Origin of the sequence: Allobosea sp. 117 (genome assembly GCF_000702305.1) — a bacterium.
Classification (GTDB): Bacteria; Pseudomonadota; Alphaproteobacteria; order Rhizobiales; family Xanthobacteraceae; genus Ancylobacter.
In genome coordinates, this window is record NZ_JNLC01000013.1 from 209,261 (window position 1) to 223,722 (window position 14,462).

A 14,462-nucleotide genomic window follows, 5' to 3' on the forward strand; every position below is an offset into this window, starting at 1 on the left:
TTTTTGTTTGCGGCCGCCTCGTTCTCAAGGAACGCGAGCGGAAAGCGCCAGGTCGGCGAGGTAGCCGACGCGCAGGCTGGCCGTGGCGCCGAGCTCCGCGATCTCCTCGCGGCCGAACCAGCGTGTCTCCAGCGCGTCGTCCGCCGCCTCGCCCTCACCGGCACGCCAGCGGCAGGCGACCGCAATCATCGCGAAATGATGGGCGAGAGCGCCGGCAGTGTCGTGCTCGATGAAGTCGAGCACGGTCAGCAGCGCCGGCGCATTAGCTTCGATGCCGGTTTCCTCGTTGAGCTCGCGCAGGGCGGCGTCGAGATAGGCTTCGCCCGGCTCCACCCGCCCGCCGGGATAGCCCCAGAGCCCCTGATCGGGCGGATTGGCCCGACGCACGAGGAGGATTTCGTCGCCGCGCAGGACGACGGCGAGGACGGCGACGGTGGGGCGGACGGTCATGATGGTGCGTTCCGTGATGGGCGGCGAGTCCGCACAGATTGGTGGCATCGTCCTCGAATAGCGCTGTCACGCCCGCCTCGCCAACCAGACTGTCAGGCGCCCGCAATCCGGGTCCTCCACGACATGCCTCACGACCGAGAAACCGTTTTCGGCGAGGATGCTGCGGTATTCCTCGGCGCCGAGGCTGCCATGATAGAGCGGATCGCCATTGAACGAACCGATGGCCTCGCCATAAGCGGGGCCGCTCGTGAACATCAGCACGGCATGCTCGGCCGCGTGTGCCCGGAAAACAGGAAACATCAGGCGCTGATCGTCGGGCGTCAGATGGAAGAAGCTGTTCCACGCGATCAAACCGTCGAATTGCCGGCCGAGCGACATTCCCCGCATGTCGTCCGCGATCCATTCATGCTCGGGAAGGCGACGGCGGCACATGGCGAGCAGGGTCGATGATGTGTCGACGCCGGTGATACGGTGGCCTAGTCCGGCCAGATAACGGGCCACCGGCTCCCCCGAGCCGCAGCCAATGTCCAGTATGCTGGCCGGCGTCGTCGGAAGGTGATCGGAGAAGCGGTCGAGCCAGGCTGCCTCGACGTGTCTCCCGCCCCCCAGCCGGTCCCAGTCGAGGGCGTGCTTCTCATAGATCTCGATGATTCGTTCAGCGGGAGAGGGCATCGGCCGAACCGTGCGTGTGGTGAGCGTGCGAAGCCGAACCCATGGCCCGGCCTCGCACGTCGCGCAACGCTATTCCGCTGCCGTCGCCGGCCGATAGAGCTGCCCGCCGCCGGCGCGGAAGCGCTCGCTCATCTCGTCCATGCCCCGCTCGGCCGCTGCCTCGAGAGCGGCGTCGCGAATGTCCTGACTGATCTTCATCGAGCAGAATTTCGGCCCGCACATGGAGCAGAAATGCGCCAGCTTGTGCGCCTCCTTCGGCAGCGTCTCGTCATGGAAAGCGCGCGCCGTCTCGGGGTCGAGGCCGAGATGGAACTGGTCCTCCCAGCGGAACTCGAACCGGGCGCGGGACAGCGCATCGTCCCAGGCCCGGGCAAGCGGGTGGCCCTTGGCGAGGTCGGCGGCGTGGGCGGCGATCTTGTAGGTGATGACGCCGGTCTTCACGTCGTCGCGGTTGGGCAGGCCGAGATGCTCTTTCGGCGTGACGTAGCAGAGCATGGCGGTGCCGAACCAGCCGATCATCGCCGCGCCTATCCCCGAGGTGATGTGGTCGTAGCCCGGCGCGATGTCGGTGGTCAGCGGTCCGAGCGTGTAGAACGGCGCCTCGCCGCAGACGGCGAGCTGCTTGTCCATGTTGGCCTTGATCTTGTGCATCGGCACATGGCCGGGGCCCTCGATCATCACCTGACAGTCGTTCTGCCACGCGATCTTCGTCAGCTCGCCCAGCGTCTCCAGCTCGGCGAATTGCGCGGCGTCGTTGGCGTCGGCGATCGAGCCGGGCCGCAGGCCGTCGCCAAGCGAGAAGGTGACGTCATAGGCGCGCATGATCTCGCAGATCTCGGCGAAGCGCTCATAGAGGAAGCTCTCGCGATGATGGGCGAGGCACCACTTCGCCATGATCGAGCCGCCGCGCGACACGATGCCGGTGACGCGCCGCGCGGTGAGCGGCACATGGGGCAGTCGGACGCCGGCATGGATGGTGAAGTAGTCGACGCCCTGCTCGGCCTGTTCGATGAGCGTGTCGCGGAACACCTCCCATGTGAGGTCTTCGGCGACGCCGCCGACCTTCTCCAGCGCCTGATAGATCGGCACCGTGCCGATCGGCACCGGGGAGTTGCGCACGATCCATTCCCGGATGTTGTGGATGTTGCGGCCGGTGGAGAGGTCCATCACCGTGTCGGCGCCCCAGCGGATCGCCCACACCATCTTGTCCACCTCGGCGGCGACCGAGGAGGTGACGGCGGAATTGCCGATATTGGCGTTGATCTTGACCAGGAAGTTGCGGCCGATCGCCATCGGCTCCAATTCGCCGTGGTTGATGTTGGCCGGGATGACCGCGCGCCCGCGCGCCACCTCGTCGCGCACGAATTCCGGCGTCACGATGTCGGGGATCGAAGCGCCGAAATCCTCGCCGTCGCGGATGATCTCGCTCATGCGCTCGCGCAGGCCGTTCTCGCGGATCGCGACATATTCCATCTCCGGCGTGACGATGCCGGCACGGGCATAGGCCATCTGGGTGACGGCCGCGCCTGCCTTGGCGCGGAGCGGCCGACGTGTGCCGGGAAAAGCGGGCACGAGCCGGTCGGCCGGCACATTGCCATTGTCCTCCGGCTTCATGGTGCGTCCCTCATAGGCCTCGACATCGCCGCGCGCGATCACCCAGGCATCGCGTGGGCGGGGCAGACCGGCATGGATGTCGATCCTCGCATCCGGGTCGGTGTAGGGACCGGAGGCGTCATAGACCGCGAGGTTCGGCTCGCCGGCGGACGGGTGCAGCACGATCTCGCGGAACGGCACGCGAAGGCCGCGGGCTTCGCATTCGACATAGATGCGGCGCGAGCCGGGTATGGCGCCGGTGGCGACGCCGATGGGGTTCGCTTGCGGCGTTTGCGTCTCTTTGGACTTGGTCGGCATGATGGATCTCCTGAACCGGTGGGTGAGGAGATCCGGGCGCAGTGACGTTGGGGAGGGAAGGCGAGCCGCAATGGACCACGGGTCCTCTGGCGCGCCTTCTGGTTCCGATCCCTTCGCCGGCATGACCCGGATCAGGTTCGAAGGGTCATCGCGTTGCCTTTCGGCCGGCGATCTCTCAGCCCCCTAGCGGGGCTCCCCTTGGAACGGGACGAGTGTACGACGAAGGTCGCAGGGGCTGTCAACGCCACCATGGCGATCGCCGCGAGATCGTGCTGTAGGAAAGATTGTCGTCGTTCGGCTGCAATCTGCATGAAAATCGCGGCATCGATTCGAGGATGGGGCAGGGAACGGGCATGCGCGCAGGCTTCAGGGCGGCATTGGTGAAGACGGCTCTCGTCACGGCGCTCGCGGCGGGGGCGGGGACGGCAAGCGCGGCTCCCTGTCCCGGCGCGGCGGGATTTCCCGCCTGGCTGTCGCAGTTCCGGCAGGAGGCGGCGGGGCAGGGCATCTCCCAGCGCACGCTGTCCGCCGCGCTGGACGGCCTCTCCTACGACGCCAGCGTGGTGAAGTCCGATCGCGGGCAGGGCGTGTTCAGCCAGAGCTTCTTCGAGTTCTCCGACCGCATGGTCGCGAAATACCGCATTCAGCAGGGCGCCGCGCTTATCCAGAAGAATCGCGCGACCTTCGACCGGATCGAGCAGCGCTTCGGCGTGCCGGCGCCGGTCATCGTCGCCTTCTGGGGGCTGGAGACCGATTTCGGCGCCAATATGGGCGACCGGCAGACGGTGCGCTCGGTGGCGACGCTCGCCTATGACTGCCGCCGGCCGGACATGTTCCGCACCCAGCTTCTCGCGGCGCTCAAGATCATCGACCGCGGCGACCTCACCGCGCAGACCATGCGCGGGCCCTGGGCGGGCGAGCTCGGCCAGTTCCAGTTCCTGCCCGACCACTATCTGAACTACGGCGTCGATTTCGACGGCGACGGGCGCGTCGACCTGCTGCGCTCGACCCCGGACGCGCTCGCCTCCGCCGCCAACTACATTCTCGCGCTCGGCTGGAAGCGCGGCCAGCCGTGGCTCGAAGAGGTTCGCGTGCCGCCGAGCCTGCCATGGGACCAGGCCGACCTCGCCATCAAGCTGCCGCGCGCGCAATGGGCGAAATGGGGCGTGCGCCGCGCCGACGGCAATGCATTGCCCGGCGATCAGGTGACCGCCTCGCTGCTGCTGCCGATGGGGCGGACCGGTCCGGCCTTTCTCGCCTATCCCAATTTCGACATCTACACGGAGTGGAACAACTCGTTGGTCTACGCCACCTCGGCCGCCTATCTGGCGACGAGGATCGCCGGGGCAGGCCCCTATTATCGCGGGCAGGGCACGATCCCGACGCTCTCCATGGCGCAGGTCGCCGATCTTCAGCGCATGCTCAATGCGCGCGGCCATCATGTCGGGGGCGTCGACGGCAAGCTCGGCGCGGCGACCCGCGCGGCGGTGAAGGCCGAGCAGGCGCGTCTCGGCCTGCCGGCCGATTCCTATCCGACTTTGGAACTGATCGCGCGGCTGAAGGCGGGAGGCTAGAGCGTTTTCGAGCGAAGTGGAAACCGGTTCGCGTGAAGAAAACGCGATAAAATAACAACTTAACGCCCTTTCCGATCAGGTGGAATCATCTGATCGGCAGGAAAGTGCTCTCGATTCAGCGTGCTCACACCACCGGGATGCCGGCGTGCTTGGCCTTCACCTCCGGCTCGACGTGGATGTTGACCATGATGTCCTCCACCGCCGCCTCCAGCGCGTCCTCGATCCGGTCGCAGATGGCGTGCGCCTCCGAGACCGGCATGTCGCCCGGCACGACGAGGTGGAAATCGACGAAGGTCATGCGGCCGGCGTGACGGGTGCGCACGTCGTGCGCCTCGATGGCGCCGACCGCCTCGGCGGCGATGACGGTGCGGATGCGGTTCAGTGTCTCCTCCGGCACCGCCTCGTCCATCAGCCCGCTGACGCTCTCCTTGATGATGCCCCAGCCCGACCACAGGATGTTCAGCGCCACCAGCGCCGCCAGGCCGGGATCGAGCAGCGGCCAGCCGGTCGCATTGGCGAGCACCACGCCGGCGAGCACGCCGACCGAGGAGATCACGTCGGTCAGCAGGTGCCTGCCGTCGGCCACGATCGCGGGTGAGCGCGCGCGGCGTCCCTCGCGCAGCAGGATGGCGCACCAGATGGCGTTCACGACGCCGGCCGCCCCGTTCATCGCGAGGCCCTGCACCGGCGCGTCGAGCGGCGTGGGATTCCTGAGGGCGTGAAAGGCCTCGTTGAAGATCGAAAGCGCCGCCACGACGATCAGCACACCGACCACGACGGCCGAGAAATATTCCGCCTTGGCATAGCCATAGGGGTGGGCGGCGTCGGCCGGCTTGGCGCTGAACCGGAGCGCGATGACCGCGGCGACGGCGGTGCCGACATTCACCAGGCTTTCGAGCGCGTCCGAATAGAGCGCGATGCTCCCGGTCATGCGGAAGGCCAGATATTTCAGCCCCAGCACGGCGATGCTGACGAAGACGTTGATGATCGCGATTCTGAATAGCTGGCTCATGGCGGCCCGGCTCGTCTCCCCAAAGCGCAGCGGCGCCGTCGTCGCTTTCCGATACGGGCAGGATCAGGAAAAAGCAAGTATCGACAATGCTTTGCGACTTATACTGAGAAGCGTTAGCGGGTAGCGGGAGACTTTTTTCGTGCCCCCGCCGAATAACCCTGCCGGTTGAGGTGTTTGCCTCGTGTCCGGATCACGGACACGACGGAGGACGCGATGCAATCCCTCGGACATATCTTTCGGATGACGGCGCGGCGCGGGCCGCGTTTATCGGCGATCGCCCTCGGCTTCCTGCTGAGCGCGGCGGTCGCGACGGGCAGCCTTGCCGCCGGTGGCGGCGGAGGCGGCAATGGTGGCGGCGGCGGCGGAGGCTCGGGCGGCAGTTCGGGCGGCTCGGCGCAGACCTGCAAGAAGGGCGAGATCTGGAGCATCTGGAAGCGCCAGTGCGTGCCCGCGCGCAGCGGCGCGCTGCCGGACGACGAAATCGTCGACTACGCCTTCGCGCTGGCGGAAGAGCACCGCTACGACGAGGCGCTCACGATGCTGGACCTGATGCAGGGCCCGCAGACGGCCAAGTCGCTCAATTATCGCGGCTATGTCACGCGCAAGCTCGGCCGCACCGAGGAGGGGATCGGCTACTATCTGCAATCGGTGGCGCTGGACCCGAAATACCCGCAGGTGCGCGAATATCTCGGCGAAGCCTATGTGATCCAGGGCAAGCTCGATCTCGCCAAGGACCAGCTCAAGGTCATCGAGACGCTCTGCGGCACGACCTGCGAGGAATATGAAGACCTCGACCACGCCATCAAGGCGTCGTCCGGGCTTTGAGCCCGAAGGGCGCGGCGGCTTCGCCGCCACGCCCGCCTGCTCCTGTGATCCGCGGCCTGCGGATCAGGAGCGATGCTTCGGGAGACCTATCCCATGGACCAGCTTCGGGATCCTGTCGCTCTTCTCGGGCGGCTGCTCATCGCCTGGATCTTCGTCGTCGAGGGGCATGCCAAGATCGGCGCCTATGCGATGACCGCGGACTACATGGCGGCCTATGGTGTGCCGGCGGCGCTGCTGCCGCTCGTCATCGTCACCGAGCTCGGCGGTGGCCTTCTGGTGGCCTTCGGCCTGTTCACCCGCCTTGCCGCCTTCGCGCTCGCCGGCTTCTGCGGATTGACGGCGCTGTTGTTCCACACCGATTTCGCCAATCCCGATCAGGCGATCGCCTTTCAGAAGAATCTCGCCATCGCCGGTGGCTTCCTCGGTCTGGTGGCGTTCGGGCCGGGCGGGTGGTCGCTCGACGCCCTGCGCGCCCGACGGACGGGGCGGAGCGCGGCCCCGACGATGCCGTGAGCGCATCGTCATGCGCCGGCACTTCCAGGCCGAACGGGCGGTGCTACTGTGCCGGCCGGCAACCCGGATGGCCGTACGCATGACCACCACCGGTCAGGACGAGGTGAAGGCGCGGCTTGCGGAGCATCTGGTCCTGCTCTGGCGCTACGCACTCGTGCTGTCGCGCCGGCGGGACGTCGCCGAGGACCTGGTGCAGGCGACCTGCCTGCGCGCGCTGGAGCGTGCCCACCTCTTCGAAGCCGGGTCCCGGCTCGATGCGTGGCTGCTCTCCATCCTGCATGGGCTCTGGCTGAACGAGCTGCGCTCCAATCGGGTGCGCCAGGGCGCCGGCACCGTGGAGGCGGGGCAGGTGCTGACCATGGACGGAGCGGGCGAGATGGACGTGCAGGTGTTCGCCGGGCAGGTGCTGCAGGCGGTGGCGCAACTGCCCGAAGCCCAGCGGTCGGCGGTGTTCCTGGTCCATGGCGAGGGCATGGCCTATCGCGAGGCGGCGGAAATACTCGATGTGCCAATCGGCACAATCATGAGCCGGCTGGCGGCGGCGCGGCTGACGCTGGCGCGTCGGCTGGGCGGGATGGACGGCGAAGGGCCCGCGGAGGTTGCGCAGACATGAACGGACGCGACGATAACCGGGTTCTTTCGGACGCCGAGCTTGCCGCCTTCATGGATGGCGAGCTCGATGCGGAACGCCGGCGCGAGATCGAGCGGATGATCGGCGCGGACCCCGAAGCCGGCGCCATGCTGCGGGAGATGACGAAGGCGCGGGATGCGCTGCGGGGGTCGTTCGACGGTCTGCCGCCGCTGCCGGAGCATCTGCGCGGCTTCGTGACGGAGGTGACGGCGCCGGGCGCATCCATGCCGCGCGTCGCCCCGCGCCATCCGCGCCGCGGCGTGCTCGCTCTCGCGGGCTTCGCGCTTCTCGCCGCGACCTTTCTGCTCGGCGTCTGGTTCGGGGCGCGGAATCTGCCGGGCCTTCCGGCGACGCCCGGCGGCGAGCTGGCGCAGCACGATGCCGAGAGCGCCGACGACTGGCGCGACGCGGTCGCCGCCTATCTCGCGCTCCACACGCCCGAGACCTTCCGCGATGTCCCGGCCGACGACGCATTGCGCGGCAAAGAGCTCGCGACGGTGGGCGCGCGCCTCGGGCTCGACCTCGCCCCAGGGCTCGTGACGCTGCCGGGCCTCACGCTGAAGCGCTCCCAGCTCTTCGACTATGACGGGCTGCCGCTCGCCCAGATCGCCTATGTCGACGACGCGGGAGAGCCGGTCGCGCTCTGCGTGGTGAAGGCGTCGGGCTCCTCGGGCGCGAAGGCGGAGGCGCCCAGCTTCGAGGAGCTGCACGGCCTCAACGTCTATCACTGGTCGGCGGGGCGGCATGGCTTCATGGTCGCCGGGCGCATTGCGCCGGAACGCCTGCGGGCGATGGCCGAGCAGCTTCAGGCGCGGCTGCCCGGCTGAGCCGGCAGGCGCCCGCCGGTCATGCGTTGGCCTGACGGGGGAGCAGCGCGCCGCGATGCTGGATCACCCGGCCGGCGAGATGGTGCCCGGCCTCGGCGGCGATGTCCGGCGCCGATCCGGCGAGCCGCGCGGCGAGATAGGCGGCGTTGAAGCTGTCGCCGGCCGCCGTGGTGTCGACCGGCTCGACCGGCTGCGGCAGAGGGACGAACTGGCTGGTGCTGCCGGTGCGTACCAGCGCGCCATCCGCGCCGTTCTTCACCACGATCTCCTCGACGCCGAAGGTGGCGATGCGCTCGGCGGTCGCCGCAGGCGAGCCGTCGCCCCACAACCGGGCCTCGTCCTCGAAGCCCGGCAGGGCGATCGAAGTCCGCTTCAGCATCTCGGCGAAGATGGCGCGGGCGCGCGTCAGGTCCGTGCCCCAGCTCGTCGGGCGGAAATTGCCGTCGAACACGATGCGGGCGCCGCGCTCGCGGGCGAATTCGAGCGTCGCCAGCAGGCGCCCGATGCCGATGTTGGAATAGAGCGAGAGCGTCACGCCGGAGAGATAGACGATCGAGGATTCGACGATCCGCTCGGCCACGGCCTCCCAGCCGGGCAGCTCGAACAGCCGGCGCGCCGGCGCGCTGTCGCGCCAGTAGCTGAAGGAGCGCTCGCCCTGCGCGTCGGTGTCGACGACATAGAGCCCCGGCATGCCGCCCGGCACGCGCAGCATGGCGGAGGTCTGGATGCCTTCGGCCTCGGCGACCGCAACGATGGCGTTGGAATAGCGGTCGTCGCCCAGCGCCGTGGCATAGGCGACCTCCACGCCGGCGCGCGCCAGATAGACGGCGGTGTTGAAGGTGTCGCCGCCCACGCCGAGGGCATAGCGGCCATCGGCGCCGCGGGCGAACTCCACCATGACTTCGCCGATGGCGATGGTACGGGGCATGGGGACCTCATCGGTTACGCATCTACGCATGGGGCGCCGATACCGGCGGCCCGTTCGGCGGCAGGGTCGCCGCATTCGCCTGCCCAGGCAAGTCGCATGGATTTCCGCTGGGTCAGCGCGGCATCTCGATGATGCGTGCCGGGGCCGCGTTCGAAGGGCGCGCCGGCTCGAGCGCCGGCTGCGGGGCCGGCTCGGAATAGCTCCAGCCTGGGGGCGGAGGGTAGCGGCGCTCGAGGTCGGCGGCGCGCTCGGAATTGAGCCGGATGAGGCAGAGGAAGCGCTGCTCCATCGTGCCGATGCCCATGCCGAGCCGGCCGCCGATGCTCTTCGCCGCCGAGCCACCCTCATAGGGCGCGATGCTCTGGCATTCGAAGTTGCGCCAGAGCACGAAACGGCCCTGCGCCTCGTCGATCAGGCCGATCCAGCGGCGGCGCTGGGCCGGCTGGACCGTGGCGGTGGCCTCGATCGCGGCCACCACCCCCGCCACGGCGCGATCCAGCCGGCGTTCGGCATCCTTCTGGGCGTTGCCGAGGCAATCGAGATAGTCGCGCTGGTTCTGCCGCAGCTTCGCGCAGTCCTCGGGTGCCTGCGCCGAGGCGGGCGCGGGCGGAAAGGCGAGGGTGGCGGCAAGCGCGGCGGCCGCCCCGGCGGAACGAAATACCCGCATGGATTTCGTCCTCACCGCGCCGGCTCCCCGTCTTTGCCGCTTCCCGCCCTCAGGCGGCCCGTGCCTCGCTCAGGAAATTGCCCATCCGCTCCAGAGCCCGGGAAATGTTGGCGGCGGAATTGGCGTAAGAAAGGCGGATATAGCCTTCGCCGTGCACGCCGAAATCCGGGCCGCCGATGGTCGCGACGCCGGCTTCTTCCAGCAGCGCCGAGGCGAGCTTCTTGGCCGAGGTCCAGCCGGTGCCGGCGACGTTCGGGAAGGCGTAGAAAGCGCCCTTCGGCACGGCGCAGCTCACGCCCGGCAGGGCATTCAGCCCCTTCACGACGAGATGTCGGCGGGCGTCGAACTCGGCCAGCATGTCGGCGACGCAGTCCTGTGGACCCTGCAGCGCGGCGAGTGCGCCATATTGCGCCGGAGCGTTGACGCAGGACCAGGCGTTCACGGCGAGCTTGCGCATCGCCTCGAACAGGCCGTCCGGCCACAGCGACCAGCCCATGCGCCAGCCGGTCATGGCGTAGGTCTTCGACCAGCCGTTCAGAAGGATCAGCCGGTCGCGGATCTCGGGATAGGCGAGCAGCGTCGCGTGCTTCTCCCCGTCGAACAGGAATTGGTCGTAGATCTCGTCGGACAGGATCGCCACCTGCGGGTGCGCGGCGAGGCCGGCGACCAGCCTGTCGACCTCTTCCTTCGGCGTCACGCCGCCGGTCGGATTGGCCGGGCTGTTCAGTATGATGAGGCGCGTCGCCGGGGTGATGAGGGCGAGCGTCTCCTCCGCCGAGAAGGCGAAGCCATTGGCCTCGCGGATCGGCACGGGAACCGGGCGCGCGCCGGTGAACTCGATCATCGAGCGATAGATGGGGAAGCCCGGATCGGGATAGAGGATGTCCGCACCCGGCTCGCCGAACATCAGGATGGCGGAGAACATCGTCACCTTGCCGCCCGGCACGATCACCACCTTGCCCGGATCGATCTCGGCGCCGAAGCGGCGGTGGACATCGGCGGCCACCGCCTCGCGCAGCGGCGCGATGCCGGTCGAGGGCGTGTAGCCGTGGTGGCCGTCGCGCAGCGCCTTGACCGCCGCCTCGACGATATGCGCCGGGGTAGAAAAGTCCGGCTGGCCGATGCCGAGATTGACGATGTCGCGGCCCTGCCCGGCGAGCTCGGTGGCGCGGGCGAGCACGGCGAAGGCGTTCTCCTCGCCGATGCGGTCGAAGGCGGGAATCGGACGGAGGCGCGAAGAAGGGGTGCTGGTCGGCATGGCGTTGTTTCGTCCCGGCGGCGGCTTGCCGATTATTCACTTGTGGTTTGTCCCTTCCTGTCACATGGACAGGACCGCGCTTCAAGAGCGGCATTCCCCGAAAAGACGACCGGCCATGATGAGCTCCGATACCGCGCCCATGACCACCGATATCCCCCTCGGCGCCGAGGTCGACCCCGCACCGGCCGAGCGGCCCGCGGACGTCCATCTGGAAGGCCGCTTCGTCGATATCGTGCCGTTCGACGCGGTGGCGCACGCCGCCGACCTCTATGCGCTCTCGCATGGCGAGGAGAAGGAATGGCTCTGGGCCTATCTCGGCGTGCCGCCCTTCGAGAGCCTGAAGGCCTTCACCGCCTATTATGCGGCCGCCGCGCAGAAGGACGACCCGCTGCTGCTCGCCATTCTCGACAAGGCGACCGGCAAGGCGGTCGGCCACGCCACCTATATGCGCATCGAGCCGGCGCACCGGGTGATCGAGGTCGGCAACATCCTCTACACGCCGGCGCTCTCGCGCACGCCGGGCGGCACGGAGGCGATGTATCTGATGGCGCGGCACGCCTTCGAGACGCTCGGCTACCGGCGCTACGAATGGAAGTGCAACGCGCTGAACGCGCCCTCGCGCCGCGCCGCCGAGCGCTACGGCTTTCGCTTCGAGGGCGTGTTTCGCAACCACATGATCATCAAGGGCCGCAACCGCGACACCGCCTGGTTCGCCATCACCGAGGAGGAATGGCCGCAGGTGACGCAGGCCTTCGAGACCTGGCTGGCGCCGGGCAATTTCGACGCGGAGGGCCGCCAGCGCACCCGGCTCAGCGTGCTGACCGCGCTCGTGCTCGAGACCGGCGGCCCGCCTTTGCGGCGCGCGACGCTGGACGATCTGCCGGCGGTGGAGGAGCTGCAGCGCGCCGCCTATGCCAAGAACCGGCCGCTGCTCGGCGTCGAGCCGGTGCCGCTGCTGTGGGACTACGCCCGGGTGTTCCGGGAACGCGAGGTGTGGGTCTACGACGCGCCTTACGGCGTCGGCGGGGTGCTGATCCTGCAGGCGCGGCCGGACGATCTGCTGATCGACAGCGTGGCGACCTCGCCGCGCTCGCAGGGCACCGGGCTCGGCAACGCGTTGCTCACCGCCGCGGACAAGCGGGCCGCCGACCTCGGCCGCGACGTGCTGCGCCTCTATACCGGCGAGCCGCTGGCGGCGAACATCCACTGGTATCGCCGCAAGGGCTTTTCCATCGAGCGCGTCGAGCAGATGCCCGACCGGCGCCTGGTCCACATGATGAAGCGGATCGGCTGAGGAGGCTGCCCTTTTTCCCTCCCCCGCCTGCGGGGGAGGGAGTCAGGCCGTTTGTTCAGGCCTGTCGGCTCACTTGGTGGTGTAGCCGCCGTTCACGAGGATGGTCTGCCCGGTCATCCACCAGCCCTCGGAGACCAGCAGGCGGATCCACGGCACGATGTCCTCGATGTCGGTGAGGCCGGTTTTGGACGAAGGCGACAGCGCCGCCGCCGTCTTGTGGTAGGCGACCGCGTCGGCGCCCTCGGCCGGGTAGAAGAACGGCGTGTCCATCGGGCCGGGGCCGATCGCGGTGACCGAGATGCCCCGCGCACCGAATTCCTTGGAGGCCGCGCGCGTGAAGTGCTCGACCGGCGCCTTGGTGCCGGCATAGCTCGCATAGAAGGGCGTGAAGGCACCGAGCAGCGAGGTGACGAGGGTCACGATCTTGCCGTTGTCGTTCAGGTGCTTGCCGGCTTCCTTGATGAAGAAGAAGGCGGTCTTCGCGTTGACCGCGCTCATCTCGTCATATTCGGCCTCGGAGATCTCGACCATCGGCTTCTTCAGCACCTTGCCGACGGTGTTGATGGCGATGTCGAGCGAGCCGAGCGCCGCGGTGGCGTCGGCGAACAGCTTCTCCACGGCGGCGGCGCTGGTGAGATCGCCCTGGAACAGGAAGGGCTCGCTGCCGGCGAAGCGCACCGCATTGGCGGTTTCCTCCGCCGCGCTGCGGCTCGCGGCGCTGTTGTAGTGAATGGCGATGGCGCGGGCGCCGCTGGCGGCGAGATCGCGCGCGATGAGGCCGCCGAGGTTCTTCGCGCCGCCGGCGATGATCACGTTCTTGCCGGCGATGTCGTGCTTACTCATGAATCCCCTCACGAATGGGTTGCGCGGGCAAGCTAGTCCGCTACCGTCGATCGTGCTTTCTGAATGTCCGGCGCTCTTTCGAAATCTCCGAAGGCCACAGGAGGGCACGGAATGGCCCAGCAGATTCAGGGCGAGATGGCCGCCGACGCTTCCGGCGCGTCGCCCCGCGTGGTGCTGTCCCGCCGCTCGGAGAACATCGGCGGGGTGGGCGTGACCCTCGCCCAGGAGGACGTGCGCGCGCTCACCGACTGGTCGTTCGAGGAGCCGAGCCACGTCTTCGTCGTGCATCTGGCCGGCCGGCTGTCGTCGATGGAATCGGTGTTCGCGCGCGGACCCTCGGGGCGCGTGCTGCCGCAGGTCGGCGATCTGTGGGTCATTCCCGCCGGCTGCCGCTATTCCGCCCTCGCGCAGGGGGACACCGTCCGCTTCGCCGAGTTCACCGTGCCCGGCGGGCTGATCGGCGGGCGGGACGTTGCCCCGCGCATCGGCCAGCGCGACCCCTTCCTGCACCAGCTCGCGGCGCGGCTCGACGCGGTGATGGGGCACGAGGACGACCTGTCGCGCATGCTGCTCGCCTCGCTGGTCGAGACCACGCGGCTTCACCTCGCCCATGCCTATGGTGCGGCAAGGGAGCAGCGCCGGGCGGCGCCGCAGCTCACCGCACATCAGCGGCGCCTGCTGGAAGCCTGCGTCTGCGATCGTCTCGAGGCGCGGCAGAGCCTCGACGAACTGGCGGCGCTGGTCGGCATGAGCGTGCACGAGCTGCTGGTCGCGTTCCGCGCCGCCTTCGGCATGACGCCGCGCCAATATGTGATCGCGCGGCGCCTCGCGGAGGCCAAGCGCCTGCTGGCGACCACCGGCCTGCCGCTGACAACCGTCGCGCTCAGCGTCGGCTTTTCGACGCCCAGCCATTTCTCCACCACCTTTCGCCAGCATGAGGGGGTGTCGCCCAGCGCCTATCGGCGGCTTTTCGGCCGCTGAAGCGGTGGGCGGGACAAGCGCACGAGGCTCGCGCGCTTGCGTCCGGCGGCGCAGGGCTTACATTCGGCGTCACAAC

At 68.6% G+C, this 14,462-nt stretch carries 15 protein-coding genes and 1 riboswitch; of the genes, 7 read left to right on the forward strand and 8 right to left on the reverse strand.

The window, feature by feature from the left end:
• Positions 1 to 24: 24 nt before the first annotated feature.
• From U742_RS0112140 to thiC, 3 genes are all read right to left on the reverse strand, one after another.
• Complete coding sequence (locus U742_RS0112140) at positions 25 to 450, reverse strand: NUDIX hydrolase (protein ID WP_029353354.1); 426 nt, start codon at positions 448 to 450, stop codon at positions 25 to 27.
• 66 nt (positions 451 to 516) lie between these two features.
• On the reverse strand, positions 517 to 1,122 hold the full coding sequence (locus U742_RS0112145; RefSeq protein ID WP_029353356.1) for a class I SAM-dependent DNA methyltransferase: 606 nt from the start codon (positions 1,120 to 1,122) through the stop codon (positions 517 to 519).
• Positions 1,123 to 1,191: 69 nt separating this feature from the next.
• Positions 1,192 to 3,033: a phosphomethylpyrimidine synthase ThiC gene (gene thiC / locus U742_RS0112150; protein WP_038361366.1), complete on the reverse strand. Its 1,842-nt coding sequence runs from the start codon at positions 3,031 to 3,033 to the stop codon at positions 1,192 to 1,194.
• Between the two features lie 91 nt (positions 3,034 to 3,124).
• Positions 3,125 to 3,242, reverse strand: a riboswitch (TPP riboswitch).
• Between the two features lie 144 nt (positions 3,243 to 3,386).
• On the opposite strand from thiC, the gene U742_RS0112155 reads away from it, so the two are divergent.
• A complete protein-coding gene (locus U742_RS0112155) occupies positions 3,387 to 4,607 on the forward strand; it encodes a lytic murein transglycosylase (RefSeq protein WP_197028245.1) in 1,221 nt (406 codons plus the stop codon).
• 124 nt (positions 4,608 to 4,731) lie between these two features.
• Here U742_RS0112155 and U742_RS0112160 read toward each other — a convergent pair whose 3' ends face one another.
• Entirely contained in the window at positions 4,732 to 5,619 is an 888-nt protein-coding gene (locus U742_RS0112160; protein ID WP_029353362.1) for a cation diffusion facilitator family transporter, read from the reverse strand.
• 213 nt (positions 5,620 to 5,832) lie between these two features.
• Here U742_RS0112160 and U742_RS0112165 point away from each other — a divergent pair, with 213 nt between their 5' ends.
• The 4 genes from U742_RS0112165 (at position 5,833) to U742_RS0112180 (ending at position 8,415) form a co-directional block, all read left to right on the forward strand.
• Positions 5,833 to 6,444 (forward strand): tetratricopeptide repeat protein, encoded by a 612-nt coding sequence (locus U742_RS0112165; RefSeq protein WP_248310342.1) that lies wholly within the window; start codon positions 5,833 to 5,835, stop codon positions 6,442 to 6,444.
• A 93-nt stretch (positions 6,445 to 6,537) separates the two neighbouring features.
• Positions 6,538 to 6,957: a DoxX family protein gene (locus U742_RS0112170; protein ID WP_038361451.1), complete on the forward strand. Its 420-nt coding sequence runs from the start codon at positions 6,538 to 6,540 to the stop codon at positions 6,955 to 6,957.
• 79 nt (positions 6,958 to 7,036) lie between these two features.
• The gene (locus tag U742_RS0112175) at positions 7,037 to 7,570 is read left to right on the forward strand and encodes an RNA polymerase sigma factor (RefSeq protein WP_051661109.1); all 534 of its coding nucleotides are present in this window, start codon (positions 7,037 to 7,039) and stop codon (positions 7,568 to 7,570) included.
• Entirely contained in the window at positions 7,567 to 8,415 is an 849-nt protein-coding gene (locus U742_RS0112180; protein ID WP_029353370.1) for an anti-sigma factor family protein, read from the forward strand. Before U742_RS0112175 ends, U742_RS0112180 begins: the two co-directional genes overlap by 4 nt.
• A 19-nt stretch (positions 8,416 to 8,434) precedes the next feature.
• Here the strand turns inward: U742_RS0112180 and U742_RS0112185 are convergent, their stop codons facing one another.
• From U742_RS0112185 to U742_RS0112195, 3 genes are all read right to left on the reverse strand, one after another.
• Entirely contained in the window at positions 8,435 to 9,343 is a 909-nt protein-coding gene (locus U742_RS0112185) for a sugar kinase (RefSeq protein ID WP_029353373.1), read from the reverse strand.
• A 112-nt stretch (positions 9,344 to 9,455) separates the two neighbouring features.
• Positions 9,456 to 10,010: a lysozyme inhibitor LprI family protein gene (locus U742_RS0112190; protein ID WP_051661111.1), complete on the reverse strand. Its 555-nt coding sequence runs from the start codon at positions 10,008 to 10,010 to the stop codon at positions 9,456 to 9,458.
• 49 nt (positions 10,011 to 10,059) lie between these two features.
• Positions 10,060 to 11,268, reverse strand: coding sequence for a pyridoxal phosphate-dependent aminotransferase (locus tag U742_RS0112195; protein WP_029353377.1), 1,209 nt, complete (start codon positions 11,266 to 11,268; stop codon positions 10,060 to 10,062).
• A 139-nt stretch (positions 11,269 to 11,407) separates the two neighbouring features.
• Here U742_RS0112195 and U742_RS0112200 point away from each other — a divergent pair, with 139 nt between their 5' ends.
• On the forward strand, positions 11,408 to 12,562 hold the full coding sequence (locus U742_RS0112200; RefSeq protein WP_248310343.1) for a GNAT family N-acetyltransferase: 1,155 nt from the start codon (positions 11,408 to 11,410) through the stop codon (positions 12,560 to 12,562).
• Between the two features lie 69 nt (positions 12,563 to 12,631).
• Here the strand turns inward: U742_RS0112200 and U742_RS0112205 are convergent, their stop codons facing one another.
• Positions 12,632 to 13,405 (reverse strand): SDR family oxidoreductase, encoded by a 774-nt coding sequence (locus tag U742_RS0112205; RefSeq protein WP_029353381.1) that lies wholly within the window; start codon positions 13,403 to 13,405, stop codon positions 12,632 to 12,634.
• Positions 13,406 to 13,516: 111 nt separating this feature from the next.
• Between U742_RS0112205 and U742_RS0112210 the strand changes: the two genes are divergently transcribed.
• Positions 13,517 to 14,386, forward strand: coding sequence for a helix-turn-helix transcriptional regulator (locus tag U742_RS0112210; RefSeq protein ID WP_051661113.1), 870 nt, complete (start codon positions 13,517 to 13,519; stop codon positions 14,384 to 14,386).
• Positions 14,387 to 14,462 lie beyond the last annotated feature (76 nt).

What these genes read in the sequence shown, in the direction of transcription:
- thiC (WP_038361366.1), bottom strand. Translation starts at nt 3,033, where the DNA reads ATGCCGACCAAGTCCAAAGAGACGCAAACGCCGCAAGCGAACCCCATC.
- U742_RS0112190 (WP_051661111.1), bottom strand. Translation starts at nt 10,010, where the DNA reads ATGCGGGTATTTCGTTCCGCCGGGGCGGCCGCCGCGCTTGCCGCCACC.
- U742_RS0112210 (WP_051661113.1), top strand. Translation starts at nt 13,517, where the DNA reads ATGGCCCAGCAGATTCAGGGCGAGATGGCCGCCGACGCTTCCGGCGCG.
- U742_RS0112140 (WP_029353354.1), bottom strand. Translation starts at nt 450, where the DNA reads ATGACCGTCCGCCCCACCGTCGCCGTCCTCGCCGTCGTCCTGCGCGGC.
- U742_RS0112170 (WP_038361451.1), top strand. Translation starts at nt 6,538, where the DNA reads ATGGACCAGCTTCGGGATCCTGTCGCTCTTCTCGGGCGGCTGCTCATC.
- U742_RS0112175 (WP_051661109.1), top strand. Translation starts at nt 7,037, where the DNA reads ATGACCACCACCGGTCAGGACGAGGTGAAGGCGCGGCTTGCGGAGCAT.
- U742_RS0112180 (WP_029353370.1), top strand. Translation starts at nt 7,567, where the DNA reads ATGAACGGACGCGACGATAACCGGGTTCTTTCGGACGCCGAGCTTGCC.
- U742_RS0112160 (WP_029353362.1), bottom strand. Translation starts at nt 5,619, where the DNA reads ATGAGCCAGCTATTCAGAATCGCGATCATCAACGTCTTCGTCAGCATC.
- U742_RS0112200 (WP_248310343.1), top strand. Translation starts at nt 11,408, where the DNA reads ATGACCACCGATATCCCCCTCGGCGCCGAGGTCGACCCCGCACCGGCC.
- U742_RS0112185 (WP_029353373.1), bottom strand. Translation starts at nt 9,343, where the DNA reads ATGCCCCGTACCATCGCCATCGGCGAAGTCATGGTGGAGTTCGCCCGC.
- U742_RS0112165 (WP_248310342.1), top strand. Translation starts at nt 5,833, where the DNA reads ATGCAATCCCTCGGACATATCTTTCGGATGACGGCGCGGCGCGGGCCG.
- U742_RS0112195 (WP_029353377.1), bottom strand. Translation starts at nt 11,268, where the DNA reads ATGCCGACCAGCACCCCTTCTTCGCGCCTCCGTCCGATTCCCGCCTTC.
- U742_RS0112205 (WP_029353381.1), bottom strand. Translation starts at nt 13,405, where the DNA reads ATGAGTAAGCACGACATCGCCGGCAAGAACGTGATCATCGCCGGCGGC.
- U742_RS0112155 (WP_197028245.1), top strand. Translation starts at nt 3,387, where the DNA reads ATGCGCGCAGGCTTCAGGGCGGCATTGGTGAAGACGGCTCTCGTCACG.
- U742_RS0112145 (WP_029353356.1), bottom strand. Translation starts at nt 1,122, where the DNA reads ATGCCCTCTCCCGCTGAACGAATCATCGAGATCTATGAGAAGCACGCC.